Genomic DNA, 17,051 nt, shown 5'->3' with positions numbered 1-17,051 from the left:
TCCTTCGATCAGGGCCTTGGAACGCGGGGCCCGTGAAGGCCCCGCGCTACGGTCAGGCGGTCAAAGCCAGTTTATAAGGATGGATCTCGAAGGTCGGGTGCATCTCTGCGCCCAGAAGACCCGGAATGTGGTGCCGGTAGATCGAGCGCCAGTAGGGCTGGATGATGACGCCCTCTTCCTGCAGAAGGCGTTCGATATCGGCCATGAGCTGCGAGCGTTCCTCGGCATCGGCGATGGACATCGCCTGGTCGAGCATCCGGTCGAACTCCTCGTTCGCAAAACCACTTTCGTTCCACGCGGCGCCCGAGCGATAGGCCAGCGACAGAACCTGAACGCCCAGCGGGCGCATGTTCCACTCGGTCCCCGAGAACGGGAACTTGTTCCAGTCGTTCCAGTAGGTCGAGCCCGGCAGGATCGTCCGCGCCACAGGAATTCCCGCGTCGCGCAGCTGGGCCGCGACGGCGTCGCACGTGTCGCGCTGGAACCCGCTGTCGAGCGAGACCAGCTCATGCTCGACATCGCCGATACCCGCGTCCTGCATCATCTGGGCGGCTTCATCAGGGGCGTAGACGGCCGGTTCGATCTCGGCATATTCGGGATGGATCGGGCAGACATGGTGGTTCTGAGCGACTTCGCCCAACCCGGCATATCCCAGTTCGAGGAGGACATCGTTGTTGCACGCCATGGCCAGCGCCCGGCGGACGGTCCTGTCCTCATAGATCCGCTGCCCGTTGACTTCGGCCAGCTGGTTCGGGCGCACGCAGAAGGTGTTGGCGGTCACGACCTCGGACTTCTCCAGCCCGATCGAGTCCATGATCTCGATGAATTCGCCAACGCTCTCGTAGAGCATGTCGACCTCTTCGGACTCCAGCGCGGCCAGCCACGCGGCGGGATCGGTACCATAATCGATATACTCGATCCGGTCGAGGAACGGACCGTCATAGACCTCGGCGCCCCACCAGTCGTGATCTTCGTTCCGCTCGACGATCGTGCGGACGTTGGGCGAGACTTCGACCGGCAGGAAGGGTCCGGTGCCGATGGGGTTCTCGGCGGGGTCGCCGCCTGTATAGCTGCGGTGTACGACGGCGGCGGGATAATCGGCAAATCCCGCGATCAGGGTGATGTCGGGATTGGGCAGGGTCAGGCGAACGGTCATGTCGTCGACCACTTCCACCGCACCTTCGCGCAGCTGCTGGGTGTCGGGATCCACCAGACCGCCCATGCGACCGGCCATCGAGTTGCCCTCGACGCCCGCATCACACCAACGCTCGATATTGTGCATCACATCCTCGGCGGTGAAAGTATCGCCGTTGTTCCACGTCACGCCTTCGCGCAGGTTCAACGTGTACTGCGTCGCATCCTCATTGACGTCCCAGCTGTCCAGAAGCATGCCACGGAAGGTTCCGTCGCGCTGGTATTCCACGAGGTATTCCAGCCAGCCACGGCACTGGTTGGCGATCTCGGACCAGTCCCACGTCCGGGGATCTTTCAGCGCGGGCAACTCCATCTGGATGCGCAGCGTTCCGCCCTGCTGGGCCTCTTGCGCACGGGCCGCGGTGGGGGCCGTGGCGCCGATCAGCCCGTAAGCCGCTGTTGCTGCCACGCCCAGTGACGTGGCGCGAGTCAGGAATTCCCGGCGGTCGATCTGGCCTGCGCGGTATTCGTCGGCATGCATCTTGGCGGCCGGATGGATCCGGTCGGTGGAATGGGTCATCGGTCTCTCCCTGGTCGTGTCGATTGATTGCGCGGCGTTTTTTAAGCCGCATTGCCCTGGGGCCTGCTTGTTCGTTGTTTAGCATAATGCGCCGGACGCGGGGCGAGCGTCAACACGACGGGCCGGGCATTCTTGCAAAAACGACATGCCGATATGTCGCGAGCAGACCTAGGCGCGGCGTCGAAACTGCGATGGCGTCATGCCCGCGCGGGCCCGGAAAGCACGAGTGAAATAGGCGGAGGAGCGGAATCCGAGAGTTTCGGCCACCGCCTTCACGGGCATTCGCGTCTCGCCCAGCAGACGGCACGCTTCGAAATGCAGCCTGTCGTGCAACAAGTCCGAAGCGGCACGGCCCGAGGTCTGGCGGCAGCACCGGGTCAGGTGCGCAGGCGTCACGCCCAGCGCGCGTGCGTAATCCGCCACCCCATGCCCGTCGCGGAAGTACCGTTCCAGAAGCGAGGTGTAGGCCGACGCCAGCGACTCGCCCGGGGTTGATGTGAGGTCTTCGTCGCGGGTCCAGGCTTCTCCAGCTTGGCGCGATAGCCATACGGTCAGAAGTCCCACGTGATGGGTCAGCGCAACCTCGGATGTGTTGGCACCGCGTTCCAGTTCGGCGCGCATGGCCTCTATGTGGAATGTCAGCTCGGCCTGAGGCTGGACATCACGCAACCTGAGATGCAGCGGAATCGACGGCATGTCCGGCTCGGCGTCCTTGGGCAAGAAAACCGCATGACCCTGCACCGTGCCGGCGGTATCAAACCCGTGCATGGTACCGGGCGGCAGGAGCACGGCATTGTGCGCGCCGTAGCCCCGCGTGATACCCTGCACGGTCACCCGACCCTGACCGCGGATGAACCAGTACAGGACGGCCTGTCCATAGGACCGCATCGCTTCTGTACGCCAACGGCCCCCGGCGCACAGACGGTGAAGCGGGACGATACGAAGACCGGCCTCTGGCCGGGGAAGATCGAGCATGATCGTGAACTCCGGAAAGCGGCAGCGGACCGGTCTTGTCCCGAGGCTAGGAAAGGTGACCCCGATTCTCCAAGGAAATTCGGTCGCCGCCGGTCTGCGCATCAGCAATCAACCCTCTGCCACCCCCCCATGCGCGCCCGAAACCAGGTGCGCTGGCGCTTGGCGAATTGCCGGGTCGCTACCACGGCGCGGTCCCGGGCGGCCACAAGGTCGATCCGCCCCCCAAGGTAATCAGCCAGCTCCACAGCGCCGATGGCCCGGTCCGCGGGACGGGAGGGATCGAAATTGGCAAGGTTCGCGCGCACTTCCTCCAGCGCGCCGGCGTCGAGCATCGCGTCGAAACGGGCCGTGATGCGTGGCGTCAGATCCTCGGGCGGGGCTGAAAGCACGAAAGCCGTGGCGCGCGAGAGCGGCAGCAACGGCGGCGCGGTGTCGTCCTGCCACTGCGCCAGCGGGCGGCCCGTCGCGCGCAGAACCTCCCAGGCGCGCTGAACCCGGGCGCGGTTCCGTGTGTCGATCCGGGTGACGGTCTCGGGGTCGAGCTCGTCCAGCAGCTGCGACAGCGGTCGAGCATCGGCCTCGGTACGGATCATGGGCGGGGTCGGCGGAATTTCGGCGAGGCCTTCGGTCAATGCCGTCAGATAAAGGCCAGTCCCACCAACGATCACCGGCTTCGGGTGGTCGAGGAAAGGGGGAAGGTCGCGCAGCCAGTCGCCGACAGAATACTCGGTGCCCCGCACATTGCCGTAGAGGGCATGCGGGACCCGCGCCTCGTCCGCGGGGGACGGTCGGGCCGTCAGGATGCGCCAACGGGCATAGACCTGAAGGGCATCGGCGTTGACGACGATGCCCCCATGTGCCTCGGCGATGGCAAGCGCCAAGGCGGACTTGCCGCTGGCCGTGGGCCCCGCGATCAGAACCGGTCCGGGGGCCGCCGCACGGTCGAGCGCCTCGTCGATACGCATGTTCCCTTTCCCTTCGTGTTGTGCCGAAGGGCCTTTTCGGACATTTATCGCTGCGACGCAAAAGGGGGTTACGGGCGATGGCGGAGCAGGCAGAGGCAAGGCGCTACGACAGGGTACTTCTGAAGATTTCCGGCGAGGCGCTGATGGGCGATCGCGGCTACGGGCTGAACCCGCCGACGGTCGAACGGATCGCGCGCGAGGTGAAGTCTGTCCACGACCTTGGGGTCGAGGTTTGCATGGTGATCGGCGGGGGCAACATCTTCCGCGGCCTGCAAGGATCTGCCCAGGGTATGGAGCGGACGACCGCCGACTACATGGGGATGCTTGCCACGGTGATGAACGCGTTGGCGGTGCAGGGCGCGCTTGAAGCGCTGAACATCCACACCCGCGTGATCAGCGCGATCACGATGAACGAGGTGGCCGAGCCCTATATCCGCCGCCGCGCCGTACGCCACCTGGAGAAGAAGCGCGTCTGCATCTTCGCGGCCGGCACGGGAAACCCTTATTTCACGACTGACACCGCCGCGACGCTGCGCGCGTCCGAGATGAACTGCCAGGCGATCTTCATGGGCAAGAACGGGGTCGACGGCGTCTATGACAAGGACCCGCAGAAGCACCCCGACGCGGTCCGCTTCGATCACGTGACCTATGACGAGGTGCTGCAAAAACACCTGAACGTCATGGACGCCTCCGCCATCGCCCTGGCGCGGGACAACCAGCTGCCGATCATCGTGTTCAGCTTGGATGAGCCCGGCGGGTTCCGGGGAATCCTAGCAGGCGAGGGGACATTCACCAGCGTGTCCGACCGATAGGCGACATGGTCACACGGCGACCAGCGGCTTGTCGTTCTGAGTGTGCCGTTCCACCAGCCTGCGCTGCCGAGCGTTTGCGGGTATGGTGCGAACATGGGGCCAGGCGGGGCCGAAGACCGCGGCAAGTTCGGCCCGTTGCGCCGCCGGGACCACCCGTCGCGCGGCCGGTCCGTTATAGAGGGATTCCGCCCAAAGCCCGCAGGCCTCGACCAGTTCGTGCCCATCGAACAACAGGTGGTGGTACGTCACCGGTACGTTCGGATCCTCTTGGGTGACGCCATCTAGGGGCAGTAATCGCTTGGCGGCGATTAGAACCTCTTCGGTGTCGAACATGCGCTGCGCGATTCGCGATCGGACCAGCACCCGGTGCTGGGGCGAGACCACGAGGTCGCGGTCCGGCAGGCCGGGACCCAGCGCGCCCCTGGCAATTCGGATCGGCGCATGGCGGCCAGGGCTTTCAAGCGTTGAGGCACCCACCCAGAGAAGGGCGCGCAGCCCGTGGTCGGCCGTTTGGATCATGTCACCCGGGAACAACTCCTCGACGCGACAAATACCTTTGGCAGTCCTGATCGGCGTGCCGGAGGCGAAACAGACCACGGTATTCTCGACGCTATGATGGTCGTAATATCCGCTGTAGTTCGCGTTCACGACTTTCGTCAGTTCTATGCTGTCGATCTTCTTGTCGTCGAGATCATTTGCCCCGTGCAGGTCGGTCACGAAGGTATCCCCGTTGGGAAACTGGATCACGGCGACTGAAAGCTTCGTCACGGTACCGTCTTCCTCGGTCACCGACGCTTCGTACATGACCGAAGAATCCGGTCGCGCCGCATAGTCGGTTCCGTCGAGGCGGTAGGTCACATAATCGCTATGACCCATTTCGTCGTCGGAGATGACGCCGTCGTGGTTGGCGTCATGGTTCTTCAGCTCCGTAAGGCGAAGATCCGAACTGTCCTGGTAAGTCCCGAGAAGCTTCGACGCATCCTCGGACCTGGTATTGCCCTCGACCGTGTCCACAAGGGGCAATCTGCCGAGATAGATCATGTTGACCGTGTTAACGTTCATTTTTCGTATCCCCGGAAGCAAACCCCCGTTTGATAGAACCGACGAACCGCGCATGAGCCTGATTGGATTGTGTCAGAAGCGGGGACATCCCGAACAAATCGATTCGTCCCTGCGGGCCCGGGCGCGGGGCAGGTCGACGGCACAGGCTGGAAATCCGCGTCACGGTCGGGCATATGTCGCGCGGAACGCATCAACGGGCGGACGGAAATATGGCAAACGAAGACCTTGATATCGACACGGATGACCTCAAGCGCCGCATGGACGGCGCCATGCAGGCGCTGCGGCAGGAATTCGCGTCGCTGCGCACGGGGCGGGCGTCGGCATCCATGGTCGAGCCGATCATGGTCGACGCCTATGGCGCCGCGACGCCGATCAACCAGGTCGGCACCGTCAACGTGCCCGAGCCGCGGATGGTCACCATCTCGATCTGGGACAAGACGTTGGTCGGGAAGGCCGAAAAGGCGATCCGCGAGTCCGGCCTGGGAATCAATCCGGTCATCGATGGCACGACCATCCGTCTGCCGATCCCCGAACTGAACGAGGAGCGGCGCAAGGACCTGGCCAAGGTAGCCGGAACCTACGCCGAGAACGCCCGCGTCGCGATCCGTAACGTCCGCCGTGACGGGATGGACCAGCTCAAGAAGGCCAAGTCGAACGGCATGGGCGAGGACGACCAGAAGCTCTGGCAGACCGAAATCCAGGAGATGACGGACGAGTACATCAAGCGGGTTGACGACACGCTGGAGACCAAACAGCAGGAAATCATGCAGGTTTGACGTGCATCGCGGGCGGATCTGTCACTCTCGTCGCGTATTGCGGGTAGACCCGAGGTTGTCCGTGACGGTAAGTAAAGCGGTGAATGTTTGAGGAAACTACAGTGACCCATCCCGTGAAGAACGGTCCACGCCATGTTGCCTGTATCATGGATGGCAACGGCCGCTGGGCCGCCGCGCGTGGCAAGCCACGCCTTGCCGGCCACCATGCCGGCGCAAAACGGTGCAAGGAAATCGTGCGTGCGTGCCCGGATCTGGGCGTGACGCATCTGACGATCTTCGCCTTCTCGACCGAGAACTGGCGCCGCACGCAAAGCGAGGTCGCGGGACTGATGTCGCTGTTCCGGCGCTACATCCAGTCCGAGGCGCGGGAGCTTCTGGCCGCGGGCGTGCGGGTTCGGTTCATCGGTGATCGCGTGGCACTGGACCCCAAGCTGGGCCGGCTGATGGACGAGCTGGAGCTTCTGACTTCGAAGAACGACAGGCTGAACCTGACGATCGCCCTGAATTACGGGGGCCGCGATGAGATCGGCCGCGCCACCAAACGGCTGGCCGCCGAGGTCGCTGCCGGGCGGCTGTGCCCCAATGATGTCGACGAAACGGTGCTGGCGCGGTTCCTTGATACCCACGTGCTGCCCGATCCCGACCTCGTGGTCCGCACCAGCGGCGAGGCCCGGATCTCGAACTTCCTGCTTTGGCAATCGGCCTATGCCGAGTACGAATTCATCGACACCCTGTGGCCCGACTTCACGGCAGACCGCTTTGCCGAGGCCGTGGCCCGGTTCGGAGAGCGTGAGCGCCGGTTCGGTGCGGTCACCGCATGACGACATCCCGTTGGAATGACCTGGGCGAGCGCATCGGCGTCGGTGCGATCATCGCGGCGGTAGGTCTGCTTTGCGTCTGGTTGGGTGGCCCCATCTTCATGGTGCTCACGGTCGCGATCTCGGGCGTCATGGTCTGGGAGCTTGTGCGCATGCTCGACGTGAACGCCCCGGCGGTGTGGCTCGGGGTGATGGCGGGTCTGGCACTGACGGCGGCCGAGCTTCTGCCGCCCGCCTACGCGCTTCCCCTGTGTATCGCGCCTGCCTTTGCGGGGGCCTTGTGGCTGGACAAGCGGCGGGTGACCTTCGCGCTGTTCACCGTACTCATCATCCTGGCTGGGCTGGGACTGTATATCCTCAGGACCGAATATGGGTTCATATGGATGCTGTGGCTTGCGGTCGTGGTGATCGTGACGGATGTTTTCGGGTACATTTTCGGCCGCATGATCGGCGGCCCAAAGATGTGGCCCCGCGTCAGTCCCAACAAGACATGGTCGGGCACCATCGCCGGCTGGATCGGCGCAGCCATCGCGGGCGGCGCGTTCGGCATTGCCGCCGGGGCGGGCCCCGAGATCATACCGATCTCGATCACGCTGTCCATGGCCGGCCAGATCGGCGACATCGCCGAATCCGCGGTGAAGCGGCGGGCGGGCGTGAAGGACAGTTCGAGCCTGCTGCCCGGACACGGGGGCCTGTTCGACCGCTTCGATGGAATGCTGGGCGCGTCGGTCACGCTTCTGCTGATTTCGCCCGTTGTCGGCTTCCCGCCGGGCCTGGCCGTCTGAGGCAATGCGGCGGGTTTCTATTTTCGGCGCCACCGGCTCCATCGGGTGCAACACGCTCGATCTGATCGCACGTGATCCGGAGGCTTACGAAGTCGTGGCGCTGACAGGCGGGCGCAATGTGGCCAAGCTGGCCAAGCAGGCGCGGGCCTTCGGTGCGAAGATCGCCGTGGTCGCGGACGAAGGCGACCTCGACGATTTGCGGGACGCGCTGCGCGGCAGCGGGGTCGAGGCCGGTGCAGGGCGTCAGGCAATCCTCGAGGCTGCGGCCCGCCCGGTGGACTGGGCGATGTCAGCCATCGTCGGTGCCGCGGGGCTTGAGCCCGGGCTGGCCGCGCTGCGCAACGGCGGAACCCTGGCGCTTGCGAACAAGGAAAGCCTCGTCTGCGCGGGGCCGCTTCTGATGGAGACGGCGCGGAGGCATGGCGCGACGATCCTGCCTGTCGACAGCGAGCATTCCGCGGTCTTCCAAGCCCTCACGGGCGAGCGTATGGAGGCGGTCGAACGGGTCATCATAACGGCCAGCGGGGGCGCTTTCCGCGATTGGCCGATCGAGCGTCTTGCCACCGCCACGGCGGCCGAAGCAGCGACACACCCAAACTGGGACATGGGCCAGCGGATCACCATCGACTCGGCGTCCATGTTCAACAAGGCGCTGGAGCTGATCGAAACGCGGGAGTTCTTTGGCGTCGATCCCGCCCGCATCGAGGTTCTGGTTCACCCCGAGTCCCTGATCCACGCCATCGTCGGCTTCACCGATGGCGGGTTGATGGCCCATGTCGGCCCCCACGACATGCGCCACGCCATCGGCTATGCGCTGAACTGGCCAGACCGCGCCCATATTCCCGTGGAGCGCCTTGATTTCGCCGCAATGGGGCGACTGACCTTCGAGGCGCCGGACGAGGTCAAGTATCCCGCCCTGCGGCTGGCCCGCGAGGTGATGCGCGACCGGGGGCTTTCGGGAACGGTATTCAACGGCGCGAAGGAACGCGCGCTCGATCATTTCATCGCGGGACGGATCTCGTTTCTCCACATGGCCGAGACGGTCGAGCGAGTGCTGAACATAATGTCGTCAGAACGCCTTGGAATCGACGCAAGCACACTCGATATGGTGCGCAACGCCGACGAGACGGCGCGCAAGCGGGTCGACGAAGTCCTGCCGCGTCTGACGTCATGAGGGAGGCAAAATGGGACTGATCCCGGATTTCGGGTCGCTGGCATTCACGCTGGTGGCCTTCGTGGCAGCGCTCAGCATCATCGTGGCGATCCACGAATACGGGCATTACATCGTCGGCCGCTGGTGCGGCATCAAGGCGGACGTGTTCTCGATTGGAATGGGGCCGGTGTTGCTGTCCCGAACCGACAAGCGCGGCACGCAATGGCAGGTCGCGGCCTTTCCCGTCGGCGGATACGTGAAGTTCCGCGGCGATGCCAACGCGGCCAGCGTGGGGCAGGCAGATACGCCCGGGCTGGACCCGGCAGAAGCGCGCAGCACGATGGCGGGGGCACCAGTCTGGGCGCGTGCCCTGACCGTCGCGGCGGGTCCTGTCTTCAATTTCGTCCTTTCCATCGCGGTCTTCGCTATCGTCCTGATGTTGCGCGGGGTCGCGACGGACCCCTTGACTGTGGACGAGGTCATGCCGCTTCCGGACGTCACCCAGCAGATCGAGCCGGGCGACCGGCTTTTGCAGATCGCAGGGCAGGACGTACCGGGCGTGGCCGACCTTTCCGCCTTCGTCGACACGCTGCCTCTGGAGGCGGAACTGGACTATCTGATCGAAAGGGGGGGCGAACGCCTCACCGTATCCGCCCCCTATCCCTATCCGCCGATTGCCGGCGGTGTGAGCCCGCAGTCTGCCGCATCGGACGTCGGAATCCGGGAAGGCGAAGTCGTGACCGCAATCGACGGCACCCCGGTTTTCGCCTTTTCGCAACTGCGCGAAATCGTCGGCAATTCGGGTGGCGAGACGATGACCCTCGCCATCTGGTCACCCGCCACAGATACCGCGCGTGAGGTCGCGCTGACCCCGAAGCGGATGGATCTGCCTTTGCCAGAGGGCGGATTCGAAACACGGTGGCTGATCGGCATCACGGGCGGCATGTTCCTGGTGCCCGAACGCGCAAATCCAGGCATTCTGTCCGCATTTTCTTACGGGGTCGAGCAGACGGGCTTCATCATACAATCCAGTCTTTCGGGACTGTATCACATGGCAGCCGGCGCGATTTCCTCTTGCAACCTGCAAGGCCCGATCGGCATTGCGCAGACCAGCGGCGCCGCCGCCAGCGCGGGTCTTCTGAGCTTCGTGTGGTTCATCGCGGTGCTGTCGACAGCCGTGGGTCTGCTGAACCTTTTTCCCATCCCAGTTCTGGACGGCGGTCATCTGGTGTTCCACGCCTTTGAGGCGATCAGCGGGCGACCACCCTCGGATCGGGCGCTGAACGTTCTGATGGCGGTCGGTCTCGCGCTGCTTGGAACGCTGATGGTGTTTGCCATCGGCAACGATTTCCTTTGTCCGTGACGGGCCGCGCCCCTGCAATACCCGGACATCGCCGCATTCCCGCCACAATCCGCGCGCAGCCTTGAGAGAAGCTGATTTAACGGTTCTTTAAGGTGGCGTCATGCAAACTCTCTCTTCCGGCTCCCGCGGCATAGGTCTGCTGGTTCGCATTCATCTTGATCGCGTTCTGTTTCCCGCGGCGATCGGCGCGTCGCTTTGCATGGGCGGTTTGATCCTGGGTCTTTGACCCGGCGTTTTCCCGCCACTTTCTGTCCTCCGTGGGGCGGCCCGCCGGCTTACGTCGCGTGGGCCGCTTTGGCGTTTTGACATGCCCCGGCAATCCCGCTACTCACGAATTTGGGATGTCTGAAACAGGTTGAACTCATGTTCGAATTGAGGGGGCGCTCGACGCGTGCCACACTACTGGCCTCCGTCCTCAGTGGCGCGGGCGTGGCGGCTTTGGGCTTGGGGGCGATGGCGGTCATGGCACCGCCGGCACAGGCGCAAACCTTCCAATTCAATGCGATACGGATCGACGGGAACACCCGCGTCGACGATACCACCGTGATCAACACGCTGGGCATCCCGCGGGGCCAGCCCCTGACAGCGGGGGAGTTGAACGCCGCGTATCAACGCCTCGTCGGGGCCGGATTGTTCGAGACGGCGGACCTGATCCCGCAGGGCAATACCCTGGTCGTTGAGGTCACCGAGTATCCCACCGTGCGCCGGATCAGCATCGAGGGGAACCGCAGGCTCGACGATGAGGAGCTGACGGCGCTCATCGGCTCCGTGCCCAACCGGGTCTACAATCCCAGCCGCGCGGAAGAGGATGCCCGCGCTATCGCTTCTGCTTACGAAGCACGTGGACGTCTGGCTGCGTCGGTCACGCCGCGGATCATTCGGCGCGACGACAATCAGGTCGATCTGGTATTCGAAGTGGCCGAAGGCGATGTGGTCGAGATCGAGCGGATCTCGTTTGTCGGCAACCGCGATTATTCCGACCGTCGCTTGCGCCGTGCTTTAGCCACCAAACAGGCCGGACTGCTGCGCCAGCTGATCCAGAGCGATACGTTCATCGCCGATCGGGTCGCGTTCGACCGCCAGCTTCTGACGGATTTCTACCGGTCCCGCGGATATATCGACTTTCAGATCAACGATGTGTCGTCCCAGTTTGCGCGGGACAGAGGCGCCTTCTTCTATCAGTTCAACATCACCGAAGGGCAAAGCTGGGATTTCGGGCGAATCACCGCGTCGAGCGACGTTCCGGGCCTCGATGCCTCTGATTACCTGGCCGAGGCACGGATCGATCCCGGCCAGACCTATACGCCGCGCGCCATCGACAACGCCACCAAGCGTATGGAAACCCTTGCCACGCGGCGGGGTCTTAACTTCATCCGCGCCGTGCCGCAGATCGAACGCGATCCCCGCACCCTGCGCCTGAATGTCAATTTCGTCCTCGAACGCGGACCCCGTATATTCGTCGAACGGATCGACATCGAGGGCAACCAGACGACGCTGGACCGTGTGATCCGCCGGGAGTTCGACACGGTCGAGGGCGATCCGTTCAATCCGCGCGAAATCCGCGCCGCGGCCGAACGGATCCGCGCCCTGGGATATTTCACCGACGTTCAGGCCGAAGGACGCGAAGGATCATCCCCCGACCAGGTGGTCATCGACGTCGACGTCGTCGAACAGCCGACCGGCAGCCTGTCGCTTGGCGGGTCCTATTCGTCGGACAGCGGTTTTGGGGTGAATATCGGCTTTGCCGAGCGGAACTTCCTGGGTCGGGGTCAGATCCTGTCGTTCAACGTCACGACCGGCACGAACAGCAACGCGGCGTCGTTCAGCTTTGCCGAACCCTATTTCCTGGGCCGTGACCTTCGCGGCGCGCTGAGCCTGGGTTATTCCACCACAGATTACGACGAGGCGAAGTACAACACCGAAACGATCAGTTTCAGCCCGTCGGTCTCTTTCCCGGTGTCAGAAAAAGGTCGAGTCGAACTGCGCTACCGCATCGCGCAGGACGAAATCGTCGACGTCAACGAGAATGCGTCGCCGATCATTCAGCGCGACACCGGCGAGGCCATCGTGTCTTCTGTCGGCTACTCCTATAGTTGGGATTCGCGGCGCAGCGGTATCGATCCGACCACCGGCGTGGTCCTGCGGTTCGGACAGGACTTCGCGGGCGTCGGTGGCGATGTTGAATACATCAAGACCGAGGCCTTCGCCGGGTATACGACCGCACTTTTGAACGAAGAGGTGAATGTCCGCGCGGTCATCGAAGGCGGGTCGATCAACGCGATCGGCGACGAGGGTGGCACCCGGATCACCGACCGTTTCTTCCTGAGCACCCGACAGTTGCGCGGCTTCGAACCGCTGGGCGTCGGGCCGCGCGACCTGGGCACCGACGATGCACTTGGCGGCAACATGTTCGCGGTGGCGCGCGTCGAAGCGGACTTCCCGCTGGGGCTGCCCGAGGAATACGGCATCCGCGGCGGCGTTTTCCTGGATGCCGGATCCGTCTGGGGGCTTGAGGATACGGCCGGCGCGGAAGGCGAAGTTGACGACGATTTTAACCTTCGGTCGGCTGTCGGTGTCTCGCTCTTCTGGGACACGCCTTTGGGTCCTCTTCGGTTCAACTTCGCTGAAGCTTTGCAGGCCGAAGACTATGACAACACCCGGACTTTTAATGTCTCGGTCTCCACGAGTTTCTAGGCGCACGGCCGCCGGTTTGATTTTTGGGGCCGCCTTCGGGGCGGCCCTGCCGGTCTGGGGGCAAAGCGGCGTGGGCGTTGCTACCGTCGACCAGGATCGCCTGTTCAGCCAGAGCAAGCTGGGGCAAGCCCTGTTGGGCGAGATCGACCAACGCGGAGACGCCCTCGTCGCCGAAAATGTCGAAATCGAGGCGGAGCTGACAGCCGAGGAGCGCGCCCTGACCGAAGCCCGGGCAGAGATGGACGGCGCCGAATTCCGCGAACGGGCCCGTGCCTTCGACGAGAAGGTCCGCCGACTTCGGGCGGAGCAGGACGCCAAGGCCCGCGCTTTGTCTCGCCTGCAGGAAGAGGCGCGGGCGACATTCGTACGTCGCGTCTCGCCCATTCTGTCATCGCTTCTGTCCGAGATCGGGGCAGACGTCTTGCTGGACCGCCGTTCCGTCCTGGCCGCCGCAGCAGGCGTCGACATCACCGACCGTGCCATCGCGCGGATCGATGCCGAAGCGATAGAGGAAGCCCCCCCTGAGGGGGAAACCCCCGCGGCCACACCGGACTGAGGCTTCCTTGCCCCCGCGCCGGTCATTCGTTAAGCCGCGCCCAGACCACGGGAGGCACCACATGTCCGAGCTTCAGACCGCCGACATCCATCTGATCCAACGCATCATTCCCCACCGCTATCCTTTCCTTCTGGTGGACCGGGTTCGCGATATCGACGGCACCAAGTCGGCGACGGGACTCAAGAACGTCACCTTCAACGAGCCTCATTTCCAGGGCCACTTCCCCGGCGCGCCGATCATGCCCGGCGTGACGATTATCGAGGCGATGGCCCAGACCGCAGCCGTGATGGTCGGGGTCGGACAGGATTTGGCGGATAAGGAATTCCTCGTCTATTTCATGGGGATCGAAAGCGCGAAGTTTCGCCGCAAGGTGATCCCCGGCGACGTCTTGGAAATGCACGTCACGACGAAGCGCGGCGGCGGCAAGGTCTGGAAATTCGAGGGCCGCGCCGAAGTGGATGGCGAGCTCGCCTGCGAGGCGGAGTTCACCGCGATGATGGATATCCCGAAGTGAGTTCCATCGCCGCCTCCGCTCGGGTTCATCCGCAGGCCCTGGTCGAGCAGGGCGCCCGGATCGGTCCGGGGTCGTCCGTGGGGCCTTTCGCGATCATCGGCCCCGAGGTCGAGCTTGGCGCAGGTGTCGAGGTGCGCAGCCATGCCATCGTGACCGGCCGGACCTCGGTCGGGGACGAGACGGTGATCTTCCCCTTTGCGGTCGTCGGCGAGATCCCGCAGGACCTGAAATTCGACGGCGAGAAGACGTCTTTGCAGATCGGTGTGCGCAACCGCATTCGCGAACATGTCACGATGAATGTCGGGACCGAAGGCGGCGGTGGCGTGACCAAGGTCGGCGACGATTGCCTTTTCATGGCCGGTAGCCACGTTGCCCATGACTGCATTATCGGCGACCGGGTGATCCTGGTGAACAACGCCGCTCTCGCCGGGCATTGCGTCATCGGCGATGATGCGATCATCGGCGGCCTGTCGGGCGTCCACCAGTTCGTCCGGATCGGCGAAGGTGCGATCATCGGGGCCGTGACGATGGTGACCGCCGATGTGATCCCCCATGCGCTGGTACAGGGGCCCAGGGGCGTTCTTGACGGGTTGAACCTCGTGGGGCTCAAGCGGCGCGGTGTGGCGCGCGAGGATATCACGGCCCTTCGCGCCGCGTTGCAGATGCTGAAGCAGGGCGAAGGCGCGTTCCAGGACCGTGCCCGTCGCCTGAGCGAAGAGAGCGAGAGCGAATATGTCCAACAGATCGCGTCGTTCGTTCTGGGCCATAGCGACCGGGGGTTCCTCACACCGTGACTGATCTGTGCCTGATCGTTGGCGAAGGGCGTCTGCCGGGCCTCCTGCGTGAGGTTCACCCCGAAGCGCGTGTGATCGCGCTTGAAGGCAATGCGCCCACGGGGGTCGAGACGTTCCGACTTGAAACGCTCGGGACGCTTTTGGCCGATCTGGAGCGGTCAAAGGTACGGCGGCTGTGCCTGGCTGGCGCGATCCGGCGGCCCGTGATCGACCTGTCGTTGATCGATACGGAAACCGCGCCCTTGGTGCAGCGTATCGTGGCCGCGTTGGGGCAGGGAGACGACGGGGCCCTGCGGGTTCTGATCGAATTGGTCGAAGAACGCGGGATCGAAGTGGTGGGTGCCCATGCCCTACGTCCCGATCTGTTGCCCGACGCGGGCGCCATCGGGAGCCAGACCGCGACCGAACGGGACGAAGGCGATATTACCCGCGGTTTCCATGTGCTCGACGCGATCGGGCCCGCGGATGTGGGTCAAGGTTGCGTGGTGGCCGGGGGCCAAGTCCTTGCCGTCGAGGCGCTTCCCGGGACTGACTGGATGCTGTCGAGCGTTGCCGCGATGCGCGCCACGGCCGAGGCCGAGATTGCCGGATCAGCCCGTGAAATGAACCTGAAAAGCCAGACACTTGAAGCACTGGGTCTCTCCCGGTCCGAGGAACTGGATCGACCGGTGAAATCCGATGGTGGAAACCGGCCCTTGGCGACGCATACCCCTGCGGGCGGCGTGTTCGTCAAAGCGCCTAAACCAGGTCAGGACATGCGCGTCGACCTGCCCGCCATCGGGCCAGAGACCGTTGACCGTGCCGCTGCGGCCGGCCTGACAGGGATCGCCATCCGGGCGGGCGGTGTCCTCGTTCTGGACCGGGACGAAGTCGCCGGCCGCGCCGATGCGGCCGGACTTTGGGTGCGGGCGGTCTGATGCGGGTTTTTCTGGTCGCCGGCGAAGCGTCGGGCGACCGGCTTGGCGCTGCCCTGATGGGCGGCCTTCGGACCTTGTGTCCGGACGTGAAATTTTTGGGCGTCGGCGGCCCGCAAATGGAAGGGCAGGGGCTGCGCAGCCTTTTTCCTATGGACGAGCTGTCGGTCATGGGGATCGCCGAAGTTCTGCCGCGCTATCCCCATCTGCGGCGCCGCATGTTCCAGACGGCAGATGCAGTGCTGTCGGAACGACCTGACGTCCTGATTGGCATCGACAGCCCGGATTTCTGCTTGAGGGTGGCGAAGCGGGTGCGCGCATCTTCGGACACGCGGATCGTCCACTACGTCGCCCCCTCCGTCTGGGCTTGGCGGCCGGGCCGCGCGGCGAAGATGGCGCGTCACGTGGATCATGTGCTGGCGCTGTTGCCGTTCGAGCCTCCCTACATGGAAGCGGCCGGGATGCGCTGCGATTTCGTGGGGCATCCGGTCGTCTCGGACCCGGTCGCGACCGAGGACGGGATTGCGGCATTCCGCATGGCGCATGACCTTGGCGATGATCCGTATCTTCTGGTTCTTCCAGGCTCCCGCCGGTCCGAAGTCGAACGTCTGGCCCCCGTTTTCGGCGCCGCGCTTCGCAAGATGGGTAAGACTCCGCGCGTCGTGATCCCCGTCGCCCCAGGGCGCGAGGAGATGCTTCGCAGCCTGACGGCCGACTGGCCCGCGACACGCCTTCTGGAGCATCCCGATCCCGGTCAAAAGGCCGCGGCCTTCGCAGGCGCGCACGCGGCACTGGCGGCGTCGGGCACCGTGTCGCTGGAACTGGCCGCGGCGGCCACGCCGATGGTCGTGGCCTACGACATGAGCTGGCTCAGCTGGCAGATCATGAGCCGGATGGCCCTGATCGATACCGTGACGCTGGTGAACCTGATCGAGGGTACGAAGGTCGTGCCCGAACTCCTTGGCCCGGCCTGCCGTCCGGACGCCATCGCCGCGGCGCTGACCGATCTTTGGGACGCGCCGGACCGGCAGGGGGCGGCGCTGGCGCGGACGATGACCGCGCTGGGGCAGGGGGGCGAGGCACCCGGCCTGAGAGCGGCCCGCGCCGTGATCGACGGGCTTGCATCCCCACGCGATCCCGTTTAAGGGCCAGCACA

General features: G+C 64.5%; 16 protein-coding genes. 12 read left to right on the top strand and 4 right to left on the bottom strand.

What is annotated here, in order from left to right; translation table 11 throughout:
- Positions 1 to 52 precede the first annotated feature (52 nt).
- The 3 genes from PAA8504_RS00645 to miaA form a co-directional block, all read right to left on the bottom strand.
- Positions 53 to 1,714 carry an ABC transporter substrate-binding protein gene (locus PAA8504_RS00645; RefSeq protein WP_108892246.1) on the bottom strand — a complete coding sequence of 554 codons (1,662 nt, stop codon included), beginning with the start codon at positions 1,712 to 1,714 and terminating at the stop codon, positions 53 to 55.
- Positions 1,715 to 1,882: 168 nt separating this feature from the next.
- Positions 1,883 to 2,689: a helix-turn-helix transcriptional regulator gene (locus PAA8504_RS00640; RefSeq protein WP_108892245.1), complete on the bottom strand. Its 807-nt coding sequence runs from the start codon at positions 2,687 to 2,689 to the stop codon at positions 1,883 to 1,885.
- Between the two features lie 101 nt (positions 2,690 to 2,790).
- Positions 2,791 to 3,654, bottom strand: coding sequence for a tRNA (adenosine(37)-N6)-dimethylallyltransferase MiaA (gene miaA / locus PAA8504_RS00635; RefSeq protein ID WP_108892244.1), 864 nt, complete (start codon positions 3,652 to 3,654; stop codon positions 2,791 to 2,793).
- Positions 3,655 to 3,731: 77 nt separating this feature from the next.
- On the opposite strand from miaA, the gene pyrH reads away from it, so the two are divergent.
- Positions 3,732 to 4,466 carry a UMP kinase gene (gene pyrH, locus PAA8504_RS00630; protein WP_108892243.1) on the top strand — a complete coding sequence of 245 codons (735 nt, stop codon included), beginning with the start codon at positions 3,732 to 3,734 and terminating at the stop codon, positions 4,464 to 4,466.
- 9 nt (positions 4,467 to 4,475) lie between these two features.
- Here pyrH and PAA8504_RS00625 read toward each other — a convergent pair whose 3' ends face one another.
- The gene (locus PAA8504_RS00625; RefSeq protein WP_181375657.1) at positions 4,476 to 5,528 is read right to left on the bottom strand and encodes a Hint domain-containing protein; all 1,053 of its coding nucleotides are present in this window, start codon (positions 5,526 to 5,528) and stop codon (positions 4,476 to 4,478) included.
- A 209-nt stretch (positions 5,529 to 5,737) separates the two neighbouring features.
- Between PAA8504_RS00625 and frr the strand changes: the two genes are divergently transcribed.
- The 11 genes from frr to lpxB all read left to right on the top strand — a co-directional run bounded on the left by frr (position 5,738) and on the right by lpxB (position 17,040).
- Positions 5,738 to 6,304, top strand: coding sequence for a ribosome recycling factor (gene frr, locus PAA8504_RS00620; protein WP_108892241.1), 567 nt, complete (start codon positions 5,738 to 5,740; stop codon positions 6,302 to 6,304).
- 83 nt (positions 6,305 to 6,387) lie between these two features.
- Complete coding sequence (uppS, locus tag PAA8504_RS00615) at positions 6,388 to 7,125, top strand: polyprenyl diphosphate synthase (protein WP_108892240.1); 738 nt, start codon at positions 6,388 to 6,390, stop codon at positions 7,123 to 7,125.
- Entirely contained in the window at positions 7,122 to 7,907 is a 786-nt protein-coding gene (locus tag PAA8504_RS00610) for a phosphatidate cytidylyltransferase (protein ID WP_108892239.1), read from the top strand. Before uppS ends, PAA8504_RS00610 begins: the two co-directional genes overlap by 4 nt.
- Before the next feature lie 4 nt (positions 7,908 to 7,911).
- Positions 7,912 to 9,081, top strand: coding sequence for a 1-deoxy-D-xylulose-5-phosphate reductoisomerase (gene dxr / locus PAA8504_RS00605; protein WP_108892238.1), 1,170 nt, complete (start codon positions 7,912 to 7,914; stop codon positions 9,079 to 9,081).
- 10 nt (positions 9,082 to 9,091) lie between these two features.
- Positions 9,092 to 10,423: an RIP metalloprotease RseP gene (gene rseP / locus PAA8504_RS00600; protein ID WP_108892237.1), complete on the top strand. Its 1,332-nt coding sequence runs from the start codon at positions 9,092 to 9,094 to the stop codon at positions 10,421 to 10,423.
- Positions 10,424 to 10,786: 363 nt separating this feature from the next.
- Entirely contained in the window at positions 10,787 to 13,117 is a 2,331-nt protein-coding gene (gene bamA, locus PAA8504_RS00595; protein ID WP_245897473.1) for an outer membrane protein assembly factor BamA, read from the top strand.
- Positions 13,118 to 13,133: 16 nt separating this feature from the next.
- Positions 13,134 to 13,673, top strand: coding sequence for an OmpH/Skp family outer membrane protein (locus tag PAA8504_RS00590; RefSeq protein WP_181375656.1), 540 nt, complete (start codon positions 13,134 to 13,136; stop codon positions 13,671 to 13,673).
- A gap of 61 nt (positions 13,674 to 13,734) precedes the next feature.
- Positions 13,735 to 14,187 carry a 3-hydroxyacyl-ACP dehydratase FabZ gene (gene fabZ / locus PAA8504_RS00585; RefSeq protein ID WP_108892235.1) on the top strand — a complete coding sequence of 151 codons (453 nt, stop codon included), beginning with the start codon at positions 13,735 to 13,737 and terminating at the stop codon, positions 14,185 to 14,187.
- Complete coding sequence (gene lpxA, locus PAA8504_RS00580; RefSeq protein ID WP_108892234.1) at positions 14,184 to 14,981, top strand: acyl-ACP--UDP-N-acetylglucosamine O-acyltransferase; 798 nt, start codon at positions 14,184 to 14,186, stop codon at positions 14,979 to 14,981. The genes fabZ and lpxA overlap by 4 nt, the downstream gene beginning before the upstream one ends.
- A complete protein-coding gene (locus tag PAA8504_RS00575) occupies positions 14,978 to 15,898 on the top strand; it encodes an LpxI family protein (RefSeq protein WP_146190428.1) in 921 nt (306 codons plus the stop codon). The genes lpxA and PAA8504_RS00575 overlap by 4 nt, the downstream gene beginning before the upstream one ends.
- The gene (gene lpxB, locus PAA8504_RS00570; RefSeq protein WP_108892233.1) at positions 15,898 to 17,040 is read left to right on the top strand and encodes a lipid-A-disaccharide synthase; all 1,143 of its coding nucleotides are present in this window, start codon (positions 15,898 to 15,900) and stop codon (positions 17,038 to 17,040) included. Before PAA8504_RS00575 ends, lpxB begins: the two co-directional genes overlap by 1 nt.
- The last annotated feature ends 11 nt before the right edge of the window (positions 17,041 to 17,051 follow it).

The organism is Palleronia abyssalis (genome assembly GCF_900302445.1).
GTDB lineage: Bacteria > Pseudomonadota > Alphaproteobacteria > Rhodobacterales > Rhodobacteraceae > Palleronia > Palleronia abyssalis.
The sequence above is the reverse complement of the archived record's forward strand: the minus strand, read 5'-3'. Positions and strand labels throughout refer to the sequence as shown.

Excerpts from the sequence above, each read along its gene's own strand:
- lpxB (WP_108892233.1), top strand. The coding sequence starts at position 15,898 with ATGCGGGTTTTTCTGGTCGCCGGCGAAGCGTCGGGCGACCGGCTTGGC.
- PAA8504_RS00610 (WP_108892239.1), top strand. The coding sequence starts at position 7,122 with ATGACGACATCCCGTTGGAATGACCTGGGCGAGCGCATCGGCGTCGGT.
- frr (WP_108892241.1), top strand. The coding sequence starts at position 5,738 with ATGGCAAACGAAGACCTTGATATCGACACGGATGACCTCAAGCGCCGC.
- pyrH (WP_108892243.1), top strand. The coding sequence starts at position 3,732 with ATGGCGGAGCAGGCAGAGGCAAGGCGCTACGACAGGGTACTTCTGAAG.
- PAA8504_RS00625 (WP_181375657.1), bottom strand. The coding sequence starts at position 5,528 with ATGAACGTTAACACGGTCAACATGATCTATCTCGGCAGATTGCCCCTT.
- PAA8504_RS00645 (WP_108892246.1), bottom strand. The coding sequence starts at position 1,714 with ATGACCCATTCCACCGACCGGATCCATCCGGCCGCCAAGATGCATGCC.
- dxr (WP_108892238.1), top strand. The coding sequence starts at position 7,912 with ATGCGGCGGGTTTCTATTTTCGGCGCCACCGGCTCCATCGGGTGCAAC.
- miaA (WP_108892244.1), bottom strand. The coding sequence starts at position 3,654 with ATGCGTATCGACGAGGCGCTCGACCGTGCGGCGGCCCCCGGACCGGTT.
- bamA (WP_245897473.1), top strand. The coding sequence starts at position 10,787 with ATGTTCGAATTGAGGGGGCGCTCGACGCGTGCCACACTACTGGCCTCC.
- rseP (WP_108892237.1), top strand. The coding sequence starts at position 9,092 with ATGGGACTGATCCCGGATTTCGGGTCGCTGGCATTCACGCTGGTGGCC.
- fabZ (WP_108892235.1), top strand. The coding sequence starts at position 13,735 with ATGTCCGAGCTTCAGACCGCCGACATCCATCTGATCCAACGCATCATT.
- uppS (WP_108892240.1), top strand. The coding sequence starts at position 6,388 with ATGTTTGAGGAAACTACAGTGACCCATCCCGTGAAGAACGGTCCACGC.
- PAA8504_RS00640 (WP_108892245.1), bottom strand. The coding sequence starts at position 2,689 with ATGCTCGATCTTCCCCGGCCAGAGGCCGGTCTTCGTATCGTCCCGCTT.